Source organism: Paraburkholderia dipogonis (genome assembly GCF_046027395.1).
GTDB classification, from domain to species: Bacteria; Pseudomonadota; Gammaproteobacteria; order Burkholderiales; family Burkholderiaceae; genus Paraburkholderia; species Paraburkholderia dipogonis_A.
The window spans coordinates 38,556-62,851 of the sequence record NZ_JAQQEG010000043.1; the positions used below are offsets into that span (position 1 = coordinate 38,556).

Genomic DNA, 24,296 nt, shown 5'->3' on the forward strand with positions numbered 1-24,296 from the left:
ATATCTCCGGCTAGACGTTTGAATAAACCATATTCAACATATAGGAGTACTACTCATGAAAATTGAACTAACCTCGAAAACGGCACTGGTTACTGGCTCGGCCCAGGGAATCGGGTTCGCCATTGCGCGCGGGCTCGCCACCGCGGGCGCGTCAGTCGTCCTGAACGGGCTGACGAAAGATGAGGTCGACCGAGCCATTGAAAAACTTCAGGCGGAGCTGCCTGCTGCCGAAATCAGCGGCGTTGTTGCCAATGTCGCGACCGCTGAAGGTGCAACTGCACTGAAGGCAGCGGTGCCTGCGGTCGACATTCTTATCAATAATGCGGGCGTCTATGGCCAGCAGGACTTCTTCGAGACACCTGACGACGTATGGCTTCGAATGTACGAAATCAACCTGATGGGAGGCGTGCGAACCGCACGCGCCTATCTTCAGGGCATGGCGGAGCGCGGCTGGGGTCGCGTCGTCTTCATCTCGTCGGAATCGGCGCTCAACGTTCCGGTTGACATGCTTCACTACGCCACGACGAAAACAGCAAACCTGACGGTCTCACGCGGTCTCGCAAAACGCATGGCTGGCACAGGCGTCACCGTCAACGCGGTGTTGCCGGGTCCGACGCTGTCCGACGGTCTACAGGCGCTCCTGAAGGAAGAACAGGAGAAGTCGGGGCTCTCGATGGAAGAGACAGCGGCAGCGTTTGTCGTTGCCCATCGCCCCACCTCGCTCATCCGCCGCGCGGCGAGCATGGAAGAAGTCGCCAACCTGGTCATCTATCTTTCGTCGCCCCAGGCATCGGCAACCACAGGTGCTGCCCTGCGCGTGGACGGCGGCGTTGTCGACACGGTTGCCTGAAGGTGGCCTAACACCCGGCCCCGGACGTTGTGTCCACGGTCGGGGAATCCGAAAAACGTATTGCAGGTGATTCATGAGCTACAACGAGCTTCACGGATTGACCATCCCGGCGCTGCTTCGCCGGCGTGCCGCGGAAATACCGCAAGCCGCGGGCTTCTCCGGTCACTCATGGCAGGGCCATCGGGACCGTCTGAGCTACGACCAGCTGGTCCACCGGATGGAGATGATGGGGCGCGCCTTTTATCGCCGCGGCGTGCGGCACGGCGACCGCGTGGCTGTGTTTCTCACCAACTACGCCAACCGCGAATGCGTACTGACCGCGCTGGGTTGCCTGGAAATTGGCGCCGTTGTGGTGCCGCTGAACACACGCTCTTCCGACGAAGAACTCCGGCACGCGCTGACGCTGACCGAACCGGTCGCCGTGGTCTGCATGCAGGAGTCCGCTGCAAGGATTGCTGAACTGTATCCCGCAGCCAGCCTGATGCTGCTCGACGCACCGACTGAATCTCCGCAGTACTGGCCGGACCCTGAGCGCACGTTCGTGGCCGACGCCGTGCCCGTGGAAGTCATTCATACGGACTTGGCCTGTCTCCTGTTCACCTCGGGCACTACCGCCCGCGCTAAAGCTGTTATGCACAGCCACCGCAGCATGTTGCACGCCGGTCAGGCTATGGGTGGCGCGGTTGGGCTCGAGCGCGGGGACCGGTATCAGGGGGCGTGGCCGTTCTTCACGAGTTCGGTCATGAGCATGGCGTGCATGTCCTCGTGGGTCAATGGCGCTTGCGTCGTGCTTGAGCAGGTGCCCCTGTCCAACGCGGAACGCCTTCGTCTCATCGAGACCGAGGGCACGACCGTCTACCACGGCGTCACATCCATCATTCACTTCCTTATCGACGAATACCTCCAGGACACCTACGACCTGCGGCGAGTACGCCGGTTCGGTTACGGAGGCTCGGTTATGCCACCCGAAGTCATCGAGAAGATTTCCAACCGTGTTCCGTGGGCGGACCAGGTTCATGTCTGGGGTATGACGGAAACAGGGCCCGCCGGAACATATCTGCCCGCGCACCTCCTGCCACGCAAAGCAGGCGCGATTGGGTTCCCCATGCCAACGTGCTCGGTACGCCTCGTCGAGAGCGACGGACTACCCGTGCCGCAAGGGGAACTGGGCGAAATCGTGTTCAGTGGCCCGTCAATGGCCCTCGGCTACTTCGGCAATCCGGACGCGACTCGCGAAGCGTTTGTCGATGGTTGGGTCCACACGGGCGACATCGGGCGCTTTGATGACGAGGGCGTACTCCATTTCGTCGACCGAATGAAAGACATCATCAACCGCGGTGGCCTCAAAATTTCATCGGCTGCGGTAGAGAGCGCCTTGTACAGCTTTCCCGGTATCGCCGAGGCGGCCGTCATTGCGGTACCTCACGAGGGGCTGGGCGAGGATGTGGCCGCCTGCGTGGTACCCGCGGCAGGACAGACGCTTGATATCGAGGCACTTGCTGCCCACTGTGCCAGCCAGCTTGCCGACTATGCGCGCCCACGCCAGTGGCACGTGCTGGACGCGCTGCCGAAAAACCCGATGGGCAAGGTGCTCAAGCGCGAACTCCGCGACAGCCTTGCCTCATCGACATCATCCGCGAAGGTACCTGCCTGAGCACCAACCCGACCCGTAAGTCGACTTGTCACTGTAGAAAGGAATTGCCATGTCTGAAGCATTGCTGCTTGAAGTTCGCGACCGCGTCGCCTATGTCACCATCAACCGTCCGGACGCACTGAATGCGGTCAACGGCGACCTGCACACGGACCTGTCGAAAATCTTCATTGACCTTGGTGCCCGGCGGGACCTGTCGGCCATCGTGCTCACGGGTGCTGGTCGCGCATTTTGTGCCGGCGGCGATATCGAGTGGATGCGCGCGGCTGTGCGTGACCCGGAAAGCTTCGAAATCGTCACGTGGGAAGCCAAGCGCATCGTCTACGCAATGCTCGATTGCGAAATCCCCATCGTCGGTCGCATCAACGGCGACGCCGTTGGCCTCGGCGCCACGCTCGCGCTTCTGTGCGACATCACGGTCGCTGACGACACCGCACGTATCGGTGACCCGCACGTGCGCGTCGGCCTGAACGCGGCCGACGGCGGCGGCTTCCTGTGGCCGCAGATTATTGGCTTCGGCAAGGCCCGCGAACTTCTGCTTACCGGTGATCTGCTGAGCGCCGCAGAGGCGCAGCGTCTCGGGGCAATCGGCCACGTGGTTCCGGCTGCCGAACTGGATGCCAAGGTGGACAGTATCGTCGCCAAGCTGCGTAACGGCGCGACCAAGGCAATCCGGTGGACAAAGGCGGGTTACACCATCCCGTTGCGCCAACTCGCCCACGGCCACATGGACGCCGGTGTCGCTTACGAGTGCCTCACGAACCTCAGCGCCGACCACGCCGAAGCCATCGAGGCCTTCGCCGAGAAGCGCAAGCCGGTTTTCGGCAAGGACTAAGACCAAGCTAACGCAACGCTGCCCGGCCAGCCGGGCTGGGCGGCCGCGTCAAGCTCTCAGCAATCAGTATGCTCAAGGACTCCCGCCATGTTTCGACTCGAACTCGCTAACGGCGTCGCCGTTATTCACCTCGACGCTCCCCCGGTCAATGCAATGTCCTTCGCCGCTTGGGGTGAACTGCCTGGCGTCATCGCGAGTGCAAAAAAGCAGGGGGCTACAGCACTCGTCTTCAGTGGCCTGCCGCAAAAGCATTTCTGTGGAGGCAATGACGTTCGAGAGTTCGAGAACATTACCTGCGCTGAGACGATGCGCGGCATTGGTATGGTCCGCGACGCGATGAAGGCGATTGTGTCGAGCCCTCTTCCTTCCATTGCGGCCCTACACGGTGCTGTCATGGGCAGCGGAACGATTCTGGCCGGCGCGTGCGACATCCGCCTCTCGACGGCCGACACGCGCCTGGCGCTTCCGGAGGTCAAGGTTGGAGCTTACGGTGGCTACGCGATGGTGAAGGAGCACCTCCCTCACGGCGTGGCTCGGGCGATGACCCTACTGGGCTCGCCCATCAGTGGACAACGCGCCTTCGACTTGGGGTTTGTTCAGGAACTTGCCGCGGATGCGCAGGCGGTGCTCGACCGGGCAATCGCGATGGCTCTCGATATCAGTAAAAACCTTGCGAATCCCCTTGGTCAGCAAATCAGGTCGGTGATGAACCATCAGGATCAAAATTCGCTTTGGACCGCGTACGACATCGAGCGGGATTTTGCCGCGGAAATGATGGGCAAGACGGCCGTCCGCTGAAACAGCGAACGCATCTGCAACAAGGCGCAGCTTGTGCTACGCCAGTTTTTCGTCCAGCAATCGCACATACCAAATGTCCTACCGATACGACGAAAGAGTCGACGGCGCGATGACCTCTTATGACAAGAGGCGTGCCGTTGCAGAGCTTCGCTCTCTCCTGCCCAATTTGGATATTTTGCATGAGCTGGAGGACCTGCGCCCTTACGAATGCGACGGCCTCTCTGCTTACCGAACGACGCCGATGATGGTCGTGCTTCCCGAACGCGTCGAGCAGGTGCAGGCAATTCTGCGCTTCGCTCACGAGCGCAGCATCCCAATTGTCGCGCGCGGCGCCGGCACCGGCCTGTCGGGAGGCGCACTACCACTTGAGAAGGGCATTCTCCTAGTGATGGCGAGGTTCAATCGCATCCTTGACGTCGACGTTGAGGCTTGCACGGCATGCGTCCAGCCCGGGGTGCGAAACCTGGCCATCTCCCAGGCGGCCGCACCCTTCGGTCTGTACTACGCACCGGACCCGTCATCGCAAATAGCCTGCTCGATTGGCGGCAACGTAGCCGAGAACGCCGGAGGCGTGCACTGTCTCAAGTACGGGCTCACGGTACATAACATCCAGAAACTCGAGGTGCTCACGATAGAAGGCGAGCGGCTCACCTTCGGCTCGGATGCGCTCGACTCGCCGGGGTTCGACCTGCTGGCCCTCATGACGGGCTCGGAAGGCATGCTGGGCATCGTCGTGGAAGTGACCGTCAAACTTCTGGTCAAGCCAAAGAGCGCAAAGGTTTTGCTGGCTTCGTTTGACGATATCGGCAAGGCCGGCGCTGCGGTCGCCGAAATCATCGGGGCAGGAATTATCCCCGGCGGCCTTGAGATGATGGACAACCTCGCCATTCGCGCGGCCGAAGACTTCATTCACGCCGGCTACCCGGTTGATGCGCAGGCCATTCTCCTGTGCGAACTCGACGGCGCTGAAAGCGATGTCGACGAAGATTGCGCAATGGTCGACGCGTTATTGCGGGACGTGGGCGCAACCGATGTGAGGCTTGCAGGGAGCGAAGCCGAACGTCAGCGATTCTGGGCCGGTCGAAAAAATGCGTTCCCGGCAGTCGGTCGCATCTCGCCCGACTACTACTGCATGGACGGCACAATTCCGCGCCGGGAGTTGCCCCGCGTGCTCAAGGGCATCGAAGACCTATCGGTCGAGCACGGTTTGCGCGTGGCCAACGTTTTTCACGCTGGCGACGGCAACATGCATCCACTCATTCTTTTCGATGCCAATACGCCAGGGGAAATGGACCTGGCTGAAGCGCTGGGCGCGCGCATCCTCGAGCTTTGCGTAACCGTCGGCGGCAGTATCACCGGCGAGCACGGAGTTGGTCGCGAGAAAATCAACCAGATGTGTGCGCAGTTCAATTCGGATGAGCTATCCCTTTTTCACGCCATCAAGGCGGCGTTCGACTCCGGTGGCCTTCTTAATCCCGGCAAGAACATTCCTACGCTGCATCGCTGTGCCGAATTCGGCTCGATGCACGTTCACCATGGCGCCGTGCCTTTTCCTGAGCTGGAGCGATTCTGATGCACCCCGATGATAGCTCCTTCGATGACAGCCGGCGTTTGCTCGCTGAAGTCGCCTGGGCCGCTGGCACCGGCAAAACACTTCGTATTCGTGGCGGCAATAGCAAACCGTTTCCCGGTCGCATGGTCGATGGTATCGACATGAATACATGCACGCACCGCGGAATTGTGAGCTACGACCCGACAGAGCTGGTCGTCACAGCCCGCGCCGGCACCTCCGTCGCTGAACTCGACGCCTTGCTGGCGGAAAATGGACAAATGCTGCCGTGGGAACCCCCTTCTTTTGCCGGCAAGGCCACGGTCGGCGGCATGGTCGCCACTGGACTGTCCGGCCCCCGGCGACCCTATGCTGGCGCGACACGCGATTTCGTACTCGGATGCCGCGTCATCACCGGAGAGGCGAAACACCTTCGATTTGGCGGCGAGGTGATGAAGAATGTGGCCGGCTATGACGTCTCGAGACTCATCGTCGGCAGTTTCGGTTGTCTGGGTCTCGTGACGGAAGTCTCAATGAAGGTGCTTCCGAAGCCTCGCGCCACTCGCAGCCTGCTGCTCGAACTCCCCGCTACTGAAGTCCCAAAGAAGCTGCGCGCATGGCGCGATGCTGGGCTGCCAGTAACAGGTGCGAGTCATCTGGACAGCTGGCTGCACGTCCGGGTGGAAGGCGGCAATGGACTTGTTGCGAATGCCGTACGGGAGATTGGCGGAGAATACCTCGAGCCTGCATTCTGGGATGAGCTACGCGACCAGCAATTGCCCTTTTTTGCTGACCGCCGCCCGCTCTGGCGGATTTCGGTACCGCAAACCGCCCCGCTCACCCCTCTTCCAGGTTCCGTGCTTCTTGACTGGGGCGGCGCCCAGCGCTGGTTGAAGAGTGATGCACCAGCCGCCGTCATTCGCGCCGATGCCGAGCAGCTCGGCGGTCATGCGACCTTGTTCTCGCAACGGGCAGACGTTGAGCCATTCCATCCAATGCCCGAGGCCACGTTACGCCTCCATCAGCGCATCAAGCGACAGCTGGACCCACGCGGCATCTTCAATCCGGCGCGTATGTACGTGGCACTCTGAAGGACAGACAACCTGATGCAGACCAACCTTAGTGCAGCCGCACAGGCTCTGCCGCGTGCAGAAGAAGCGGCGTCCATTCTGCGCTCCTGCGTTCACTGCGGTTTTTGCAATGCCACCTGCCCAACCTATCAGGTACTTGGCAACGAACTCGACGGGCCGCGCGGGCGCATCTACCTTATCAAGCAACTCCTCGAAGGCGAGGAAGTCACTCGCAAGACACAGAGCCATCTGGACCGATGCCTCACCTGCCGCAACTGCGAGACAACGTGTCCGTCGGGCGTGAACTATCACGCGTTACTCGATGTGGGCCGCGCGGAAGTCGAACGCCGGGTGACCCGGCCGCTCCAGGAGCGAGTCTTGCGAGCAGGACTACGCCAGGTCATTCCCCGGCCAAAGGTGTTTCGGACCTTACTCGGCGTCGGACGTCTGACGCGCGCGCTGTTGCCGGCGGCGATGCAGGCGAAAATTCCGGAACGAATTGATGCCGCGAAGGAACGCCCCAAATCGAAGCACGCGCGTAAGGTACTGATGCTCGAAGGCTGTGTTCAACGTACCCTGTCACCCAACACCAACGCTGCCGCGGCGCGCGTAATGGACAGACTGGGCATCAGTGTAACCGCGGCACCACAGGCAGGCTGCTGCGGCGCGACGGACTATCACCTGAACACACAGGAAGCCGGGCTTGCACGGGCGCGCAGGAACATCGACGCATGGTGGCCAGCGATTCAGGCCGGCGCAGAGGCAATCGTCATGACGGCGAGCGGGTGCGGCGCCTTCGTCAAGGAATACGGTCATCTCCTGCGCGACGACCCGTTGTATCGGGCCAAGGCGCAACGCGTCAGCGAACTGACACGGGACCTCGTTGAGGTTCTGGTGGGTGAACCTCTTGAACGGCTACGCGCGGCAACTAATAAGCGCGTGGCCTTTCATTGCCCGTGCACACTCCAGCATGCCCAGAAACTGGATGGGTCAGCCGAGGCAATACTGCAGCGCCTCGGATTCACGACCACTGCCGTCCCGGACTCGCATCTGTGCTGCGGCTCCGCGGGCACCTATTCAATAACCCAGCCTGAACTCGCGACCACGCTTCGCGACAACAAGTTGAAAGCGCTTGGAAGCGGCAACCCCGACCAGATTGTGACTGCGAACATCGGCTGTCAGGTCCATCTTCAGAGTGGCTCCGCACGTCCAGTCAAGCACTGGATTGAACTCGTCGAAGAGGCGATTCCGTAAGTCATTTGCACACGATTCCCACTCCCTTATAGGAACACTCTCATGCTCACGAAATCCGTACTGACCATTGCCGAGGTCAAGCATATTCTTGAGGCAGCTCGCGCCGAGGCTGAGCGGAACGACTGGAAGGTTGCCATCGCCGTCGTCGACGATGGTGGCCATCCGCTTGCGTTGCTTCGGCTCGATGGGTGCACGCCGATTGGCGGCTACATTGCCACCGAAAAGGCACGCACAGCCGCGTTGGGCCGTCGGGAGTCGAAAGTCTATGAAGACATGATTAACGGTGGCCGCACGGCATTCCTGAGCGCACCGCTGTCTGGCGCCCTGGAAGGTGGCTTGCCGGTCCTCGTCGACGGCCAGGTTGTGGGCGCAGTCGGGGTCTCGGGCGTGCAGGCCGCGCAGGATGCCCTGGTTGCCAAGGCAGGCGCCGGAGCGATTTCCGGTTGACGTTCAGTCCGCTCAAGCCTCTTTGACTGGCCAACTCCTGACGAGAGAGCTCAACCCGACCAGGCGTGGAACACCGCCGGCCTGAGCGGTTCCTCCAACCCCCGCGCATTGGCGCCGGCTATTCGACAGCGACTCTCCTCCAGCTGTATTTATCCCGGCCCTGTCCTCCTATACTTCCTTCACCCGCCACCCCGGTCGGCCGACTACAAGTTGGCCACTCCGGAAATCGGCATACAGGCTTTAGAGCCCCGTTTACCCAAAAATAGCCAGGCATTGCCATGATTGAACCTTACACATCCGATACCCCCAACGGCTGGAAGGTCTCCATAGCCCTTGAGGAGCTTGAACTTCCCTACAGCGTCCATCAGGTCAGTATCCTAAAGGGTGAACAGAAACTGCCAGAGTTTCTCAGGTTAAATCCGAATGGACGTATTCCTGTCATCGTCGATTCTGAATGCAATGACCGGACGATTTTCGACTCTGGGGCCATCCTCATCCATCTGGCCGAGAAGACCGGCAAGCTATTCGGCAAGACCATTGAAGAACGGATTCACATCATCCAGTGGCTAATGTTTCAGATGAGTGGTATCGGGCCGATGATGGGGCAAGCAAATGTGTTCTACCGTTACTTCCCCGAGAAAATCGAGCCCGCTATCAACCGCTATCACGCAGAAGTCAAGCGGTTGTTCGGCGTGTTGGACGACCAGTTGGCAACCCGGGACTTCATCGCCGGGCCCTATTCCATCGCCGACATCGCGACCTTCCCGTGGGTACGTATTCACGACTGGGGTGGCGTTGGAATCGACGAGTCCCCCAACTTGCAACGATGGCTTGCGATGGTTGAGGCTCGCCCAGCTGTACAGCGCGGCGTCCTTGTGCCGAATCCGTCGGGTTGGGAGAAAATTACGGGTAAGGCGGGAGACGCCGACGAGCTCGCGGCCGAGGCGCTCAAGCTTGTGAACACAGGCGATTAGACATTTACGATGTTCAACATCTAAACGAACCATCGCGGGTCGCCCCACCGACACTTCCTTGCGGAAGCGTCAATAGGCCGGTACGTGACTCCTCGTTAGAACGTATGCTTCAGGCCTATTCGAGCGAAGGTCTGATTTCGTCCACTGGATGGTCCCGCACCGCCGGTGATGTTCGCATTGTCGAGGAAGGTCCCCGTCAGGCCACCGGCTACGCGTTGATAGGTACCGAGAGCGTAGATGTCAGTCCGCTTCGAAAGATAATAGTCGACCATCACACCCGCCTCGTGCCAGTGCGGCTTTGTCGTTCCTTGGGAAGCGTCAAAGGTTGCGTTCGTGTAGGTGTACATCAATAGCGCCGACAACGCAGGCGTGAACTGGTACAGCATGTTTGCTTCGATGTTGTCGAACTTTAACGAACTTGGGACGATACTGAAATTCCCGGCGTAAATGGAACTGGTGGGCTGGTCGAGCGATGTGTGCGTGTAGATTAGACCGAAGCTCGCCGAAGCCCATACATACTTAAGCGCGCCACCCCATACCTGCTGCTTGCGCGCAGTGAAGTTCGTATCGTCGTTGGCGAGCGCCCCACTGGCGTTTTGTCCGGGATTGTCAATGCGCATATAGGCGGCAGCCACAGTCAAGGCCGCCGCGGAGTATGTAGCCCCAAGGCTGTAGGCGCGGTTGTTGGCAAACCCACCCGTCTGGTTGCTCATCCCGTACAGCCCCCCAAATGTCAATCCGTTCAGGTTGTTACTCGTGTACTTGATGGAATTGTTGACCCTGAAAGTGTCGACCGCATTGTCGTTGTCAAATGGATGCGTGAATGCCCAGCCAGCGTATCCGCCCGTCGAAGTCAACGGCGCAATGAAGTCCACGAAGGAGTCATACTGGCGGCCGAACGTCACAGTGCCGAGTGAGTTGCTTGCGACGCCAACGTATGCCTGCCGGCCAAACATCCGTCCGGCGTTACCCAAGGTGCCCGAATTCAGGTTAAACCCGTTCTCAAGTCGAAACACCGCGCGCCAGCCACCTCCCAGGTCCTCGCTTCCCAACAGGCCCCACCGGTCTCCCGCCATTGACCCATCAGCCAGCTGGTATGTGCTCTTCCCGCCCGTGTTGCTTGTGTACTGGAAGCCTTCGTCAATAATTCCGTACAGTGCGACGCTGCTCTGTGCGAATGATTGTGATGCCATGAAAAGCAACGATGCACCTGCAAAAAATGCTTTCTTCACGTCTGCCTCCAACCTGATAGATTTGAGCAGCAAGCTTTCGTTTCAGCCCGCTATAATTTTTTCGTTGTTCTGCCAACACCTGATAAATCGGCCATTCTCCTTTACTTACACTAATAATTCACTTAGCAATCCTATTTAAACTTGAAATAATCTCGCCGCAATTTTCTTTCCTTGCAACAACACAAGGGAGTTGCCGGCGTCACACCCGCCGGCAACGTTATAGGTGTCAGGCAGTCGCGGTTGTTTGGCGAACGCTGTAGAGACAGACCATGCCCACAATCAAAACGCCGTAGCAAATCTGCTTGATGGCTTCCGGGACGTGCATCAGCGATAGCATGCTGCTAATCAGGGTAATCACCAGAACCCCAGCAATGGTGCCGCCATAAGTGCCTTTCCCGCCGAGAATACTCGTGCCGCCAACAACTACCGCTGCGATACCCGGCAACAGATACGGGTCACCCATTCTTTGATACGCCTGACCTGAGTAGCCTGCGAGCAGCATTCCTGCTATGGCGCTGCATAGACCGGACAAAACGAAGGCACCCATGACAACACGGCGTGTGTCGATACCGGACAGATAGGCGGCTTTCTCCCGGGACCCTACCAGATAGATGTACCGGCCAATCACCGTACGACGCAGCAGCCACATGAGCCCGGCAGAAAAGAAAACCCAAAGCAGGACGGAGTTAGGTACGACATTGAAAAGTTTGCCGCTTCCCAGCATCGTCATCAGGTGTGATGGCTGGCTCGCAACCACTGCGTTGCCCGCGTAGAACGCGCTCGCGCCAAGCAATATTGCGTTTATCGCGAGTGTCCATATCAGAGACGGAATGCGCAGGTAAGCGATGCCGAAGCCGTTCAGGACACCGATGGCCGCACCTGCGAGCAAGCCAGCCAGCGGACTCAGCTCCGCCCACGCACTCCCGGCACCAGCTTGCATCACCGCCGTCGATACTATAGCCGAAATACCCAGTGTCCACGGGACCGAAAGGTCGATATGGCCCACGAGAATGACCAGCATCGCACCGGCCGCGATGATACCTAGCAGCGCTCCGCTCTGAAGTTGAAGCAACAGATAACGCGGAGACAAAAACTGGTCGTGCACCATTCCGCCGACCGCAATCAGTATCGCGAGCACGATGAGTAGTGCTCGGGTCGATGTGTCCATGAAGATGCGTGGAAAAATAGGATGGTTCATTGAAACACCTCCAACCGGTTGCGAATCCCGACCAGTCCCAGCGCGCCGACCACCACCGCACCCACGAGAACAAGACCATCGAAGAGCGGTTGCGCGGATGGGGGAACGCCCAGGAAAAACATCAGGCTTCCAATCGTGCGCAGGATAAAAGCGCCAGCGATGGAAGCCAGCACGCTCCCTGTACCTCCGCTCAGCGCCGTTCCGCCTAACACGACCGCGGCTACCGAATTAAGCGTGTATGGCATGCCCGTAGTCGCGTCGCCGCTGAGCGTCTGAAGTGCGAGGAATAGTCCACCCGTTGCAGCGAACATGCCTGCTAGCGTATATGCCGCGACCTTGGCTCTCGCGACCGGGAGCCCCGACATGAATGCGGACGCCTCTGCCGAGCCGACAGCCATGATGGCTCTTCCCGTTAGCGAGCGTTTGACCGGCAGCCAGAGAAGAAGCACGAGGACTAACAGGTAAAGAAGCGAGGTTGGGAACCAGTCTGCGAAAGCCCCTGTCAATGCGTCGCTTAGGCCCTCGGATACGCTTCCGCCCGGCGCCGGCCGCACAAGGAGTGCAACACCTGTGTAAGCAGCGCTTGTACCGAGGGTCGCGACGATCGGCTGGATGCGGCCAAACACGATAATCATCCCGTTGACCAGGCCGCACAATGCGCCAATTGCAAGCACGGCAGCGATACCGGCCGCCGCCTGTGCCGGACTACCTTGAACCAGCTCCGAGGTTACGCTGTTGCACAGTGCCATGATGGAGCCGATTGAGATGTCGATTCCGCCGGCCAGCACAACGATTGTTTGCCCAACTGCTACGAGAGCAAGACCAACGCCCTGATTGGCCCACGCAGTGAACACGTTCACTGAAGCGCCACGCGGATGGATGCAAAGGAAGAGAACCAGCAGTGCGACGAGGACGGCACCCGCCATCAGATAGCGCGACTGGTACCGCAAGAACAAAGGCATTGAGGTTTTCATCGCGCGTAACTCCCGAGTTGTACATCCTGTGAGACAGAAGCAGGGCTCTGCGTAGGCCCGGCACTGGACAGATTCATCGAGTCCATCAGAATCTGCTGCTCATTCAGGCTCGCACCGGAGAGGACCGAACGAACTTTTCCGTCGTACATAACCGCGACCCTATCGCACAGCCCAATCAGTTCGTCGTAGTCGCTCGAGTAGAGAAGAATGGCCATGCCCTTCTCCGCCAGGTCGCGAAAGAGTCGATATATCTCCTGTTTGGTGCCAACATCGACGCCGCGGGTCGGGTCCATTAACAGTAGCAATTTCGGTTTGGTCGCCAGCCACTTTCCCAAGAGGACTTTCTGCTGGTTCCCTCCAGAGAGCGTCCCGACCGGCAACGACAGGTCTGGCGCCTTGATTTGCAATGCAAGGACCAGCTCCATGACCATCGACTTCTCAGCCCTGTCCTCGATGGCACCGCGCCGGGTGAACCGGCTTAGCGCGGCGACGCTCAGGTTGTCCGCCACCGAGCGCCGAATGAACAGACCTTCAGTCTTTCGTTCTTCCGGAACAAAGGCGAGCTGGAAGTCCCGACCTTTGCCTGCCCTCGGACTTGCGGGCACACCCAGTCTGTCGCCCACATGGATTTCGCCTTCCACGTTTGCAAGAACCCCGCTCAGCGCCAGCAGCAGTTCACGCTGCCCTTGCCCATCGAGACCGCCAAGCCCAACAATCTCACCTGGCCGAACCTGCAGGTGTATCCCTTTGAGCACGTTGTTCCAGTTCAACCCAGCTAACCGCAGGTAAGGAGGTTGTGCCGACGCCACCTCTGGCTTCGGTGGGTAGACCTGTGCAATTGGACGCCCAATCATGAGCCTGACGATGTCTTCGTGTGAGCGCGTGCCCGCCGGGAAGCTCGCAACGCGTTCGCCACTGCGAAAAACGGAACAGGTATCCGCCAAAGCATCGATTTCGTGCATACGGTGCGAAATGAAGAGCACGCAAACACCGTCCTCGCGTAACCTTCTAAGCAGACTTAGGATTTTGTTGACGTCGCCCGCGGCGAGGGCGGAAGTCGCCTCGTCCAGAATGAGAACACGGGGACGCTGGATAATGGCCTTGGCGATTTCGATGATTTGCCGCTTGGAGAGCGAAAGGTCTGAGCACCGTTCCGAGAGATTAAATTCTCCCTCGAACCCCATCTGCGCCAGTACGCTGGCGGCCTCTGCGTTCTGGCTTGCGCCGTCGACCATGCCGAAACGGCGCGGCGGCTTTCTGACGCAAATGTTTTCGGCCACCGTTAAATGCGGTACGAGCGACAGCTCCTGAAATATGCAGACGATTCCACTCTCCAACGCGTCGGAAGGTGTCGACATACTCAAGGGCAAGCCGCCGAGGGTGACCGTTCCACTGTCAGGCTTGACTACGCCGGCGAGGATTTTCATCAGGGTGCTTTTACCTGCGCCGTTCTCGCCGAGGATTGCATGAATCGAACCTCGTGCGGCGTTAAACGAGATGTCCTTCAAGGCGGTCGTGCCGCCATAGCGCTTCGTTACGCCGTCCAGGCGCAGAAAGCCGTCAATCACGTTATGTGTATTCACCATGTACCTCTCTTCGTGACATCAATTGATGGATGTCGCATCGAATGCGACATCCGCAGTCAAACGCTCAGTTGTTGTCAGCCAGGAATTTGTTGACTTCCTGGGGCGTGAAGGAGATGCCACAGTCCACGTAACTTGCGACCGTTTCGTACGTGTCCGGGAGATTGGGAAAATAATTGACGTCAGGCTTCATGTCCTTCGTCAGGACATACGGAATCGGCAGGTACGCACGGGTCGGGAAAGTCTTCCCTTGCATGAGAGCTACCGCCGCCTGCAGAGCAACAGGACCCTGGCCAGGGGATGTCGACACCGCGACACCCGGCAGCTTCTGCGCAGCAAGTGCCTTCACGAATCCGTTGGCAGCGTCGCCTCCAACGGGAATTGCAGGACTGCGCGCGGCCTGGAGCGCGCGCGTAACGCCCTGGCACCCATATTGGCAAGTTACCGCGTCGAAGTTTCCGTTGACAGCGATTGCATCTGAGACCACCTTCTGGACCGTCCCAGTATCCCAGTTGCCAACAACCTCGGTTACCTGAATGTCCTTGTAGTTGCTGAGGACCTTTTGCATTCCAGCGTGCAGGTCGCGGTCAGCAGCGTTGCCGGCCGGCCCCCGGACTTCAAGCAGTCTGCCCTTCTTGACCGGCATCTGGTCAAGAATGACCTGGGTACGGATGGTCTCGAAGCGGGTCCATTCCGGGGTAATCTGCAGGATGTCTGAGTTGTCGACCGGGTTATCAAACGAAACCAGGACTGTCCCCGCCTTCTTCGCACGCCGGATGACGGCATCGAATGCCTTGGGGTTGACGGCGTCAAACGCAATCACGTCATAGCCGGCCTCGATGAAGTTGTCGATGGCGGCGATTTGTGCTGCTACATCGGCACCAGTGCTGACAACCTTCAACTCCTTGATGTTGCGTGCGTTGTCCGGTCGTGCAGCCCACGCGCGACTTTCCTGAATCATCTGGGTACGCCATGGAATGCCGGTATAGCCGTTGACCAATGCTACCCGGTACGGACCAGGTCGAGCCGGATATTTAATCGTCGTTGTCACTCCTGGCGCGGGCTTGTAGCACGCAGGCATGTATGTGTCCGCTGCCGCAGATGACAGTGACATACCCAGCGATGCCGCCGCCAGTACAACTGCCGTCGCCAACGGGATTCCACCTTTCGTTGCACGCTTCATTTTCGTCTCCAATATTTTCTCAAGCCGCACAGCGCAAGCTCTTTTGGCCGCATCTGTTTTTCGGTTCGGGCAGCCCCGCTGAAGGCCAACCGCCCTTCCTACTACCACTGACGTACCTCTTGACCTCACTGGGCAATACTGTTTGGTTTGCAACCAAACTTACAAAAACCAGACTACTTTATTTCGGATACCGAACTTTAATAGGTCGCCTATCCGAATAAAATCACCCGTCCCGATTGCTCACTTCGTCTTACGAAACCTTTGTTAAGCGCCGCCGAACGAAGTGTTTTCAGGCCGTGTGAAGCACAGGATAAATGACCTCTCCGGCAATCCTTTCTCGGTAACTTCAGAAAACAGATTTCAGAAAAAGTGAAATCAGGCGACTTGCGAAAATAATTGATTCATGACATGGAATGCCGTATGTAACGTTCACCGCATCCCAATGTCGTTTACCCTCAAATCAGGTCGGATTTGCGAAATGAATATTGACTCACGGCTCATTCGCTCCTATCGTCGCTCTCGTGAACCGAAGACACTGTTGAAGTGATGCCGCGGTCCGCCTGACTATTGGGTCGCTGGCGAGACATGAGAGGAATTCCACATAGACGCGCGGCCCCGTGGGGGCCGTCGACTGGCAGCGCTCTGTGTGCGCATGGCGCTGGTCTTACTGAGAGAAAGGAGTTCCAGTCTCCCGAGGAAGGGTTCAAACCCGAAATGAGGCGTGCGTTATCCGCAGCTGGGGCTTTCGTGGATGATAGGGTCTTGAATTTCGTCAGGCCATTCTGAAGTTGGCTTTGAGACCGCCGATGAATACGGGCTGTCTTCGGAAAGTTTGATTTCTATCCAGACTCCTTCAGTCCGGTTGCAATGGTCCGCCAGCCCTCAAGAGTGAAGAGCCCAGCGCCATTGACGCCCTCAGAATCGGTGTGCAGCGTATCGTCCATGCCGAGGAGCGGCACCCGTGCGTACATCTCCCGGGCAACGCCAGCGAATTTTCGCGCACTGTCCCGTTTAAAGACGTTGCTTCATATAAAAGCCGCTCGCGTGTCCCTGGAGTGCACGCAAGCGGCAGGACCGCACAGGAGATTCCTCTGGTCCCTCACAAGAATTACGATTTCTCGTTTCGGAAAAACGAAACAGCACTCATGCACTGCTCCGCTTTAACCAGATAGATCGCAGCAAACTGCTGACCAGCGTCCTCTGCAATTGCAGCGAGCGCCCTGACAGCGTCCGAAACAACACTTAACGTGCGTACTCGGCCTGCTGCGCCTCGGCAAGGCGAGGCTCCATGTATTCGCTCAGCTTCGGCATCACCTGCTTCGCCGTCAACTCCATTGAACGGCGCCAGAGCGGCTCGTCGTCCCACTCATGAAATGTGGTGAGGAGAGTGCCGAACGGCCCCGTCTTTTCACTGAAGGCGACCAACTGGTCAACGACCGAGTTCGCGTCACCGGCAATAACCATCTCGCGGATGCAGTGCTCGATGTTAACTTCGTCGTCCGTCATGTCGGGGCTTGACTTGAAGATGCTCGCGTAACCGATAACTTTCAGGTGGGTGACCATGAAGTCGAAGTATGTGGCCAGCGCGTTTGTTTCACGAGCCAGGTATTCGTCCGCCTCTGCCTGTGAGTCGGCGACAAACACGGAACGGGCGACACGCCAGTTCCGACTGTCGGGTTTGACCCCGGCCGACAGTGCGCCATCGCTGTATGCCTGCCAATGCGAGGCGACAGTAGACGCCAGATTGAAGTTGGCCGAAATCACATCCCAGTCGTTCGCGCCCGCAAGTTTCGCGGTGCTGGAGAAATTGCTCATCGCGGATGTCGCAAACCGCGGGAACGGATTCTGATAAGGGACCGGCATCAGCCCGACGCCCAGGTCTTCGTGAACAGTGTTCTTGATGCTGACCTTGTGATGCGCCGTCTTCAGGTCGTATGGCGCATCGGTGTTCCAGATAGCGCGAATCATCTGATAACAGGACGCGAGCATCGCCCCGCTCGCCTTGTGGTCGCTCTTGTACACCTCAAAGTCCGATGCGAGGCCACCTGGACCAATGCCCATAATGAAGCGCCCTTTCGACATATGGTCGAACATAGCTGCGTCCGCCGCGATGCGTGCAGGGTGATGATGCGGCAGGTTCAACACACCCGTGCAGAGTTTGATGCGCTCCGTAAGGGGAATCAGTGCCGAGAGAAACTGTAGCGCGTTGGTTACCGGCTCCGTTCGCTGCGAAGTGTGTTCGCCCATCCAGAGCTCGTCATAACCTACCTTGTCCGCGTGAATGGCGCACGCGATGTCCATGTCGTACATTGCGTGATACGGGGCGCCGGACAGGTGCAGCGGCTGCATGAAAATGCCAAGTTTCATTTCATCTCCTAACGCTTCTATGTAAGACCAGCATCTGACCGTCTACGCGGTACATTCTGATTCTGGTGACACAACAAGCCGGTCCGCTTATCCAGGACGCAGGTAGACGGTGCCAGCGCTTTCGGGGACTCCTCGGACGCATCAATAGTCTGAAATTCGGGTGACTTTGCAGCCGTCGACGCACACCGGAGGTTCTTTGGCCTCCGGCGACACCGCGTCGAAAACATCGATGGTGTTTGCGGCTATTTCGTTTCTTTACTGCATATTATGCATACCGAAATATATCCATTCATCTGGTCGTGGTCCACAGAATGAATGACGGCCATGTAATTGATTTTCTGAGATTTCAGAAAACAGATTTCATAAAAACTGACGACTCTTAACCAGCTCGAGAAGCGTGTCGTTTACCCTGAAAATGACTTATGAATCACAAATGAATATTGACTCATAGTTCGTTCACTCATATCGTCCGTCTCAGGGCCGTGCGTAAGAACGAGTCAAATCTCAAAGCGCTTCAGAGCAGGCCTCGCGCATAACATGGACCCAGGGCAACACGACGTATCCGCATCATTGTCCGATTAACCTTCAGAAAGGTGACCATGACGACGAACACAGGGTCTGCGACAGCTTCACGACTCCTCATTGTGGGTGGCTACGGCGCAGTCTGGACGGCCGTAGCGAGCACTATGCGAAACACCGACTGGACCGTCCTGACTGCCGCACGACGTGCGGCACCTGCACACATGCTCGCCGAAGTTCCAGCACCGGACCACCTGCGCATCGATTTGCTTAATCCTGCAGAGATAAGGGATGCCCGCTCCAGACTCGAAAGCGTAACCGACGTTGTTTACTGCGCATACGCCGAGAGGGAATCCATGACGGCGGCTGTCGAGCCCAATGCCTCGATGCTCGACAACGTACTCGACGGGCTTCGAAATGCGGGCGCGAAATTGCAGTCAGTTGTTCTAATCGGTGGAGGCAAATCATACGCCGAGCACCTGGGACCCTACAAATCTCCCCCCAAAGAAAGTGACCCGCGCTTCATGGGTCCGATTTTCTACAACGACCAGGAAGATATCCTCTGGGCACACGCACAGGCGGAGGGTTACGACTGGACCGTACTGAGGCCAGACGCTGTAATTGGGCCAAGCATTGGCTCGCCCATGAATCTTGTCATGGGAATCGCGGCCTTTGCGGTGACCAGTCGTGAGTGGAACCTCTCCTTCCGCTCGCAATGAAATCTTCAATGTCACGAACGGTGACAACATCCGGTGGCAGCGCCTCTGGCCTGACGTGGCGGAGTTCTTCGTTATGGCGGTTGCCCCGCCCCAGCCCATGTCTCTTGCCGAACAGATGCAGGACAAGGAAGCCCTCTGGCAAAGGACAATCAAAAAGCACAATCTGAGGCCGATACCGTGGTCCGAGCTGGTGTCATGGCCATTTCTTGATGGTCAGCCGAACTTCGGCACCGACATGGTCCAAAGCACCATCAAGATTCGGCAGGCTGGCTTCGGCGCATGCGTCGATTCGCATCAGAGCATTCTTTCCCATTTGCGTCGGCTACGTGATTACCGCCTGATTCCCTAGGTGCGTACCGATATTGCTGGAACTAAATTGAAATGAGACTGGCGGAGACAACAATGAGATACATATCCAGATTCGCTCCTCACGCATTTGCGAGCGCCATGGTACTGGCGCTTGGCGCCTCAATGGCACCGCAGGCCGTGGTGGCCGCCGACACTTTCATGCCCGCCTGCTATACCCCCGCGTCGGCTTCTGCCGGAACGATTCAGTACCCGGCTCGCACAGGACCCTACAGGGTGGCGCTGGTCTATGGCTTCAACGGCATTCCGTGGCTCACACAGATGGTTCAGGAAACGCAGGCGTGGGTCGCCCGACCCGAGAATGCAAAGAACATCAAGGAACTGAAAGTAGTTGGCACCGGGTCCGACGTTGTCGCCCAAATCGCTGCAATCGATAGTTTCATCCAGGTCGGATATGACGCAATCGTCTTTGATGCGGTGAACCCCAAGGCGTTCGATTCTGTTATCCGGCGCGCGAAGAAGGCGGGCACAGTGCTTGTGTCATTCGACAACGTTGTGGACAGTCCCGACGTCTTCAAAGTCACTCCGGATTTCAAGGCGTTCGGCGTACTTAAAACGCAAACGGTCATCGACCTGATGCCAACAAAGAAAGGCCGATTGCTCGAAGTGCGCGGACCGGCGGGTGCCCCAAATGACCGAGCCCGTCACGCTGGCGCGCGCGAGGTCCTGGATAAGTACAAGGACATTCAGGTGACAGAGGTGGTCGGCAACTGGGATACCGGCACCGTTCAGAAAGTCGTCTCCGATGCCATCGCCGTGAATGGCGACTTCGACGCAATTGTTTGTCAGCACGGGTGCCAAGGCGTAACTAACGCTCTCAAGGCAGCGAACAGCCCGGCAACACCCGTCGGCGGTGACGCGGTCAATGGTTTCGTCAAGGCGTTGGTATCTCAGAAAATCCCCGGGATATCTATTTCAACGTCTCCCGGTCAGGGCCCCGTAGCGGTGCAGGCAGCCATCGCACTACTCCGAGGCAAAGCCCTCCCTTCTCTCGCCTACCTTCCGCCTCTTCATGCAATGACCAGGGACATGAAGGTCAATGTCAACTACTTTCCTGAGCTGCCCGACAGCTACGAGACCGTCTCCAGCTACACCAACTGTGGTGTCGTGCTCAAACCTCAGGAATTCACGAAACTTTCGGCGAAAGACAAATAGCCCGCAAGCTTCAGATGACCGACGCGTGCCCCAGGTTTGCGGTGGTATGTGACAGCCGGCGCTGCAGAGAACGGGGGCGTCATCCTGCGGGCGACATACTCGACGAGTAACTAGTGGTCGCCCCCAAAGGCGGCCACTCTCTCATCAAGGCCAGAAACGCGCGCTGGCCTTAGGACGCTCGAGCGTCAGGCCTCGAGGATGACGGACCCCATCGATTTGCCGGCTTCAATCAGGCGATGAGCGTCGGCGGCCGCGGCGAGCGGGAACCGCGCGCCGATGTGCACCTTCAATGCGCCAGACAGGACCTTTCCAAAAAGCTCATCTGCCGCCACCTGAATATCCGGCAAGGTCTTCAGATAGGGCGAGAGGCCCGGCACGCACACCGAAAGAGACTGGTATGGGCCGAGGTCTGCCAGGTCCAACGTGGGCAACGGCCCGCCAACTTGTCCAAGATTGACCGCCAGGCCGAACGGCTTGATAGCCGCGAGCGAGCGCTTGAGCGTGTCACCACCGACGCCCTCGTAGACAACATCGACGCCTTCGCCTTTTGTCAGCTCCTTCGTCGCTTCCGCGAAGTCGACCTCTTTGTAGAGGATGGTTTCATCTGCGCCGACAGACTTTGCCAGCTCCGCCTTTTCAGGCGAGCCGACTGTGCCGATGACCCGCACGCCGATGCTCTTGGCCCACTGAACCAGCAACAAGCCAAGACCGCCCGCAGCGCTATGAACGAGAATGGTGTTACCCGGCTTGAGTTCGCGAACGCCCTTCAGCAACATGTGCACCGTCATACCCTGCAGGCTGATAGCTGCAGCGACCTCGTTACTGATGCCCTCGGGAAGGCGCATGAGCACCGCCTCCGGCATGATGCGGCGGCTGGCGTAGGAACCCGTTGTCACTGACCTCGGATAGCTGGCACGGTCGCCTACACGGACCCGCGTCACTCCCTCGCCGACTGCCTCAACAATCCCGGCGGCTTCCACGCCAAGTGCACGCGGTAGTTCGCCAATCGGAAACAGGCCTCGGCGATGATAGGTGTCCACGAAGTTGATGCCCACGGCATCCTGCCTCAGAAGAACCTCTCCCGGCGCAACGTCTCGAAGTGTTACCTTCTCCAGTCGCATCTGTTCCGGGCCACCAAACTCATGAATCCGTACCTCGTCAGCTTCCCAACTCATTTACATCTCTCCAGTTTTTGCGCACTAAATTAACAGCGCAATTGCGTCGTCCATACAACTCAGTCGACCCCTTTTGCGTATGCTGTCTCCTGATTGATTCCTCGCGCGGAGCGAAACCACCGCGCTCGATTCCATCTAACTTTTTGCTCTCAATTTTCCACGTCACCGGCATCCAGACGCACGTATCGCCCTCCCATATAAACGAGGGAGTCTTGTACTTCTGGCACGATGACGCTGTGCACATTTCCGATGATGACCGTGTGGGTGCCGTGCTCCACCTCTCGGGCAACGGAGCAGAACACCGCGGACGCATCATCGATGAATGGCAATCCAGCAGGTCCAGTTCGCCAACGGCTGTGGACAAATCGCTTGTCTCGATTGTCTGGCCGGATAAATCTAGCGCTGATTTCCTCATGAATGGATTGCAGCGGGACTACGCAGAATACCCCGCTGTCTTTTATCACCGGCGATGCGCTTGCCGAACGGTTTACGCATATCAGCGCGGAAGCCGGGTTCATTGACACTGAGAGGAATGTCGTCGCGGCGAGGCCATGCGGCTGGCCGTTTTCGTCGATAGTGGTGACCAGCGCTACTGATGATGCGACCCGGCTCATGGCCGACATGAAGCTCGCGGCAAGCTCTAGTGGACGGCTAATCCTCTCGATATTTTCTTGCACTTCCGCGTCTCCTTCTGTTCTACTGACACCCATCAGAAGGCAACAACAGTAGCACCGAACACCCCGAGAACAGTGTTCACATTTGGCGAAATTACTTTTCTAATTTTCCGAATATCGACTCGACTGCGAGCGCTCGCGCGCGGGAGCAGAGCGAGCCGTCTACAGCACGCGTTTGATTTCATCTGCGACGCGGTTGCACTGCGCGGGCATCCTCCGTTATGGGCCGGAGGTCGCAGCCTCCGCTTTTCGCTGAACGCGCAAACTGTTCACGGCAATGCGACGATGTTCGGCTGCAACCAACATCGTCGCAACGGACGTGCGTTACTTATATTCGATGAGGACTTCGCGGTAGCTGGTAGGCCCGGCATTGAGAGCCTTATGCGTCGCGGGCACGCGCGCGCCCTTGCCAATCTCCGAGAGCACCTCCAGGTAGCCGTGCTCCAACTTTAACGAGAAGATTCCACCAGTGGGGACGTCGAAGACCCCGAGGTCTTTACCTTCTTCGTCATAGATTTGGAGCGGCGCACCAGCAATCGCATACCACACGTAGTCGCGCTCATGGGTGTGAAGGGGCGTGCACTCCCCGGGTTCGAGGGTGAAGTTCCACACGATTACCTTGTCGTTCTCGAAAACCTTTTCGCTACCTACTCCGGCCATGATTGTCTCCTATATGTTGGACTGTTCATCGGTCATCCCGAAGGTCGCCGCAGAAGAACTACTTCCAGGTCGTCGCCTGGTTCTTTTCGTTATAGGTTGCAATCTGACGCTTGAGCTGTCGACTTATCTTTCCGGATGGTCCTTTTCGCGCCTTACCGGGAAATCGGGGTGACCAACTCCACTTTCCGACGGTATTGGCTAGGTGTAACCCCCTGTTGGGCCACAAAGAAACGTGTGAAGTTGCCGGGCGAGTCGAACCCCATCTGCCAGCCGATTTCCATCAAAGCCGCGTCGGGCGAAGAAACGCGGGCTATCGAGGCTTCCATGCGCAGCATCGTCGCAAATGTTGCCGGCGTCACGCCTGTCTGTTTGCGAAAGAGATGAAAAAAGTGAGGTCGGGAGAGGTTCGGCGAGCGCGCGATCTCGTCGAAATCAACGGTAATCCCACTCGTGTACTGCATGAGCTCGATGCAATGCCGGATGCGTGCGTCGAATGCCACTCCTCCTATCAACTCACATGCCGAAAGGTGGGGTGAAGGTTGAGCCTTCGCGGTGATTTCACCGATGAGCGCGACGATTTTGTCCTCCACGATTCTCCCCGAAGATGATTCCCTTGCAGCAAGCATATCCAGCAGCCCGTCACGAATTCGTGCAATCCTGCCTTCCGCTTCGCAACCAGGGCTACTGAAAAACCGGGGATGTGCACTCAGCGAGAAGCGACGATCAACTTTACAAAGCCAATCCGGCTCCAGGTAGAGCGCGAGAAGTGTGGCGGGCGGCGAAAGGGGTTTCTGCGCATAGAAGTGGGGCTCCCAGGCATTAACGAGGAGTACGGTTCTCGCGTCAAGGCGATGCTGCCGCTCCCGGATGCCAAAGTCGATTGCTCCCCCGCCGACCTTGAATATGATGTGGCACACACGATGAGCATGGACCGCCATGGGCTTATCGATAAGTACCAGTGCGACGCGACCAAACTCTCCGTGAAGAATTCTTAGAGCGTCTGACATTTCGTCGTCTCCTATGCTCTTCTGTCGTCTCTTCGAGACCCGCGGGGAACGACTTC

General features: G+C 58.2%; 22 protein-coding genes. 12 read left to right on the top strand and 10 right to left on the bottom strand.

The window, feature by feature from the left end:
- The first annotated feature begins 55 nt into the window (after window positions 1–55).
- The 9 genes from PQR32_RS33795 to PQR32_RS33835 all read left to right on the top strand — a co-directional run bounded on the left by PQR32_RS33795 (window position 56) and on the right by PQR32_RS33835 (window position 9,428).
- Window positions 56–850, top strand: a complete 795-nt coding sequence (locus PQR32_RS33795) for an SDR family NAD(P)-dependent oxidoreductase (protein ID WP_408237592.1) — start codon at window positions 56–58, stop codon at window positions 848–850.
- A 73-nt stretch (window positions 851–923) separates the two neighbouring features.
- Entirely contained in the window at window positions 924–2,504 is a 1,581-nt protein-coding gene (locus tag PQR32_RS33800) for a class I adenylate-forming enzyme family protein (protein ID WP_408237595.1), read from the top strand.
- 49 nt (window positions 2,505–2,553) lie between these two features.
- Window positions 2,554–3,336, top strand: a complete 783-nt coding sequence (locus tag PQR32_RS33805) for an enoyl-CoA hydratase/isomerase family protein (protein ID WP_408237598.1) — start codon at window positions 2,554–2,556, stop codon at window positions 3,334–3,336.
- An 87-nt stretch (window positions 3,337–3,423) separates the two neighbouring features.
- Window positions 3,424–4,134, top strand: a complete 711-nt coding sequence (locus PQR32_RS33810) for an enoyl-CoA hydratase/isomerase family protein (RefSeq protein ID WP_408237601.1) — start codon at window positions 3,424–3,426, stop codon at window positions 4,132–4,134.
- Between the two features lie 73 nt (window positions 4,135–4,207).
- Window positions 4,208–5,707: a glycolate oxidase subunit GlcD gene (gene glcD, locus PQR32_RS33815; RefSeq protein ID WP_408237604.1), complete on the top strand. Its 1,500-nt coding sequence runs from the start codon at window positions 4,208–4,210 to the stop codon at window positions 5,705–5,707.
- The gene (glcE, locus tag PQR32_RS33820; protein WP_408237607.1) at window positions 5,707–6,774 is read left to right on the top strand and encodes a glycolate oxidase subunit GlcE; all 1,068 of its coding nucleotides are present in this window, start codon (window positions 5,707–5,709) and stop codon (window positions 6,772–6,774) included. The genes glcD and glcE overlap by 1 nt, the downstream gene beginning before the upstream one ends.
- Window positions 6,775–6,789: 15 nt before the next feature.
- A complete protein-coding gene (gene glcF, locus PQR32_RS33825; protein ID WP_408237610.1) occupies window positions 6,790–8,007 on the top strand; it encodes a glycolate oxidase subunit GlcF in 1,218 nt (405 codons plus the stop codon).
- Window positions 8,008–8,049: 42 nt separating this feature from the next.
- A complete protein-coding gene (locus tag PQR32_RS33830) occupies window positions 8,050–8,454 on the top strand; it encodes a heme-binding protein (RefSeq protein WP_408237613.1) in 405 nt (134 codons plus the stop codon).
- A gap of 278 nt (window positions 8,455–8,732) precedes the next feature.
- Window positions 8,733–9,428 carry a glutathione S-transferase family protein gene (locus tag PQR32_RS33835; protein WP_408237616.1) on the top strand — a complete coding sequence of 232 codons (696 nt, stop codon included), beginning with the start codon at window positions 8,733–8,735 and terminating at the stop codon, window positions 9,426–9,428.
- Between the two features lie 95 nt (window positions 9,429–9,523).
- On the opposite strand, the gene PQR32_RS33840 is transcribed toward PQR32_RS33835, so the two are convergent.
- The 6 genes from PQR32_RS33840 to PQR32_RS33865 all read right to left on the bottom strand — a co-directional run bounded on the left by PQR32_RS33840 (window position 9,524) and on the right by PQR32_RS33865 (window position 17,965).
- Complete coding sequence (locus PQR32_RS33840) at window positions 9,524–10,660, bottom strand: porin (RefSeq protein WP_408237619.1); 1,137 nt, start codon at window positions 10,658–10,660, stop codon at window positions 9,524–9,526.
- A 226-nt stretch (window positions 10,661–10,886) separates the two neighbouring features.
- The gene (locus PQR32_RS33845; RefSeq protein ID WP_408237622.1) at window positions 10,887–11,858 is read right to left on the bottom strand and encodes an ABC transporter permease; all 972 of its coding nucleotides are present in this window, start codon (window positions 11,856–11,858) and stop codon (window positions 10,887–10,889) included.
- Window positions 11,855–12,832 (bottom strand): ABC transporter permease, encoded by a 978-nt coding sequence (locus PQR32_RS33850; protein ID WP_408237625.1) that lies wholly within the window; start codon window positions 12,830–12,832, stop codon window positions 11,855–11,857. The genes PQR32_RS33845 and PQR32_RS33850 overlap by 4 nt, the downstream gene beginning before the upstream one ends.
- A complete protein-coding gene (locus PQR32_RS33855; RefSeq protein WP_408237628.1) occupies window positions 12,829–14,418 on the bottom strand; it encodes a sugar ABC transporter ATP-binding protein in 1,590 nt (529 codons plus the stop codon). Before PQR32_RS33855 ends, PQR32_RS33850 begins: the two co-directional genes overlap by 4 nt.
- Before the next feature lie 64 nt (window positions 14,419–14,482).
- Window positions 14,483–15,598, bottom strand: coding sequence for a sugar ABC transporter substrate-binding protein (locus tag PQR32_RS33860; protein ID WP_408237631.1), 1,116 nt, complete (start codon window positions 15,596–15,598; stop codon window positions 14,483–14,485).
- A gap of 1,242 nt (window positions 15,599–16,840) precedes the next feature.
- Window positions 16,841–17,965 carry an LLM class flavin-dependent oxidoreductase gene (locus PQR32_RS33865; RefSeq protein WP_408237633.1) on the bottom strand — a complete coding sequence of 375 codons (1,125 nt, stop codon included), beginning with the start codon at window positions 17,963–17,965 and terminating at the stop codon, window positions 16,841–16,843.
- A gap of 599 nt (window positions 17,966–18,564) precedes the next feature.
- Between PQR32_RS33865 and PQR32_RS33870 the strand changes: the two genes are divergently transcribed.
- From PQR32_RS33870 to PQR32_RS33880, 3 genes are read left to right on the top strand one after another with little or no spacing between them, the layout of a single operon-like run.
- Window positions 18,565–19,203, top strand: a complete 639-nt coding sequence (locus PQR32_RS33870; protein ID WP_408237636.1) for an NAD-dependent epimerase/dehydratase family protein — start codon at window positions 18,565–18,567, stop codon at window positions 19,201–19,203.
- On the top strand, window positions 19,172–19,552 hold the full coding sequence (locus tag PQR32_RS33875) for a Rossmann-fold NAD(P)-binding domain-containing protein (protein ID WP_408237639.1): 381 nt from the start codon (window positions 19,172–19,174) through the stop codon (window positions 19,550–19,552). The genes PQR32_RS33870 and PQR32_RS33875 overlap by 32 nt, the downstream gene beginning before the upstream one ends.
- Window positions 19,553–19,605: 53 nt before the next feature.
- A complete protein-coding gene (locus tag PQR32_RS33880) occupies window positions 19,606–20,724 on the top strand; it encodes a substrate-binding domain-containing protein (protein WP_408237642.1) in 1,119 nt (372 codons plus the stop codon).
- A gap of 185 nt (window positions 20,725–20,909) precedes the next feature.
- On the opposite strand, the gene PQR32_RS33885 is transcribed toward PQR32_RS33880, so the two are convergent.
- The 4 genes from PQR32_RS33885 to PQR32_RS33900 form a co-directional block, all read right to left on the bottom strand.
- Window positions 20,910–21,899, bottom strand: a complete 990-nt coding sequence (locus PQR32_RS33885; protein ID WP_408237645.1) for a quinone oxidoreductase family protein — start codon at window positions 21,897–21,899, stop codon at window positions 20,910–20,912.
- 149 nt (window positions 21,900–22,048) lie between these two features.
- Complete coding sequence (locus PQR32_RS33890) at window positions 22,049–22,576, bottom strand: flavin reductase family protein (protein ID WP_408237648.1); 528 nt, start codon at window positions 22,574–22,576, stop codon at window positions 22,049–22,051.
- Window positions 22,577–22,897: 321 nt separating this feature from the next.
- Window positions 22,898–23,233, bottom strand: a complete 336-nt coding sequence (locus tag PQR32_RS33895) for a cupin domain-containing protein (protein ID WP_408237651.1) — start codon at window positions 23,231–23,233, stop codon at window positions 22,898–22,900.
- Between the two features lie 152 nt (window positions 23,234–23,385).
- The gene (locus PQR32_RS33900) at window positions 23,386–24,240 is read right to left on the bottom strand and encodes an AraC family transcriptional regulator (RefSeq protein ID WP_408237654.1); all 855 of its coding nucleotides are present in this window, start codon (window positions 24,238–24,240) and stop codon (window positions 23,386–23,388) included.
- Window positions 24,241–24,296: the final 56 nt, after the last annotated feature.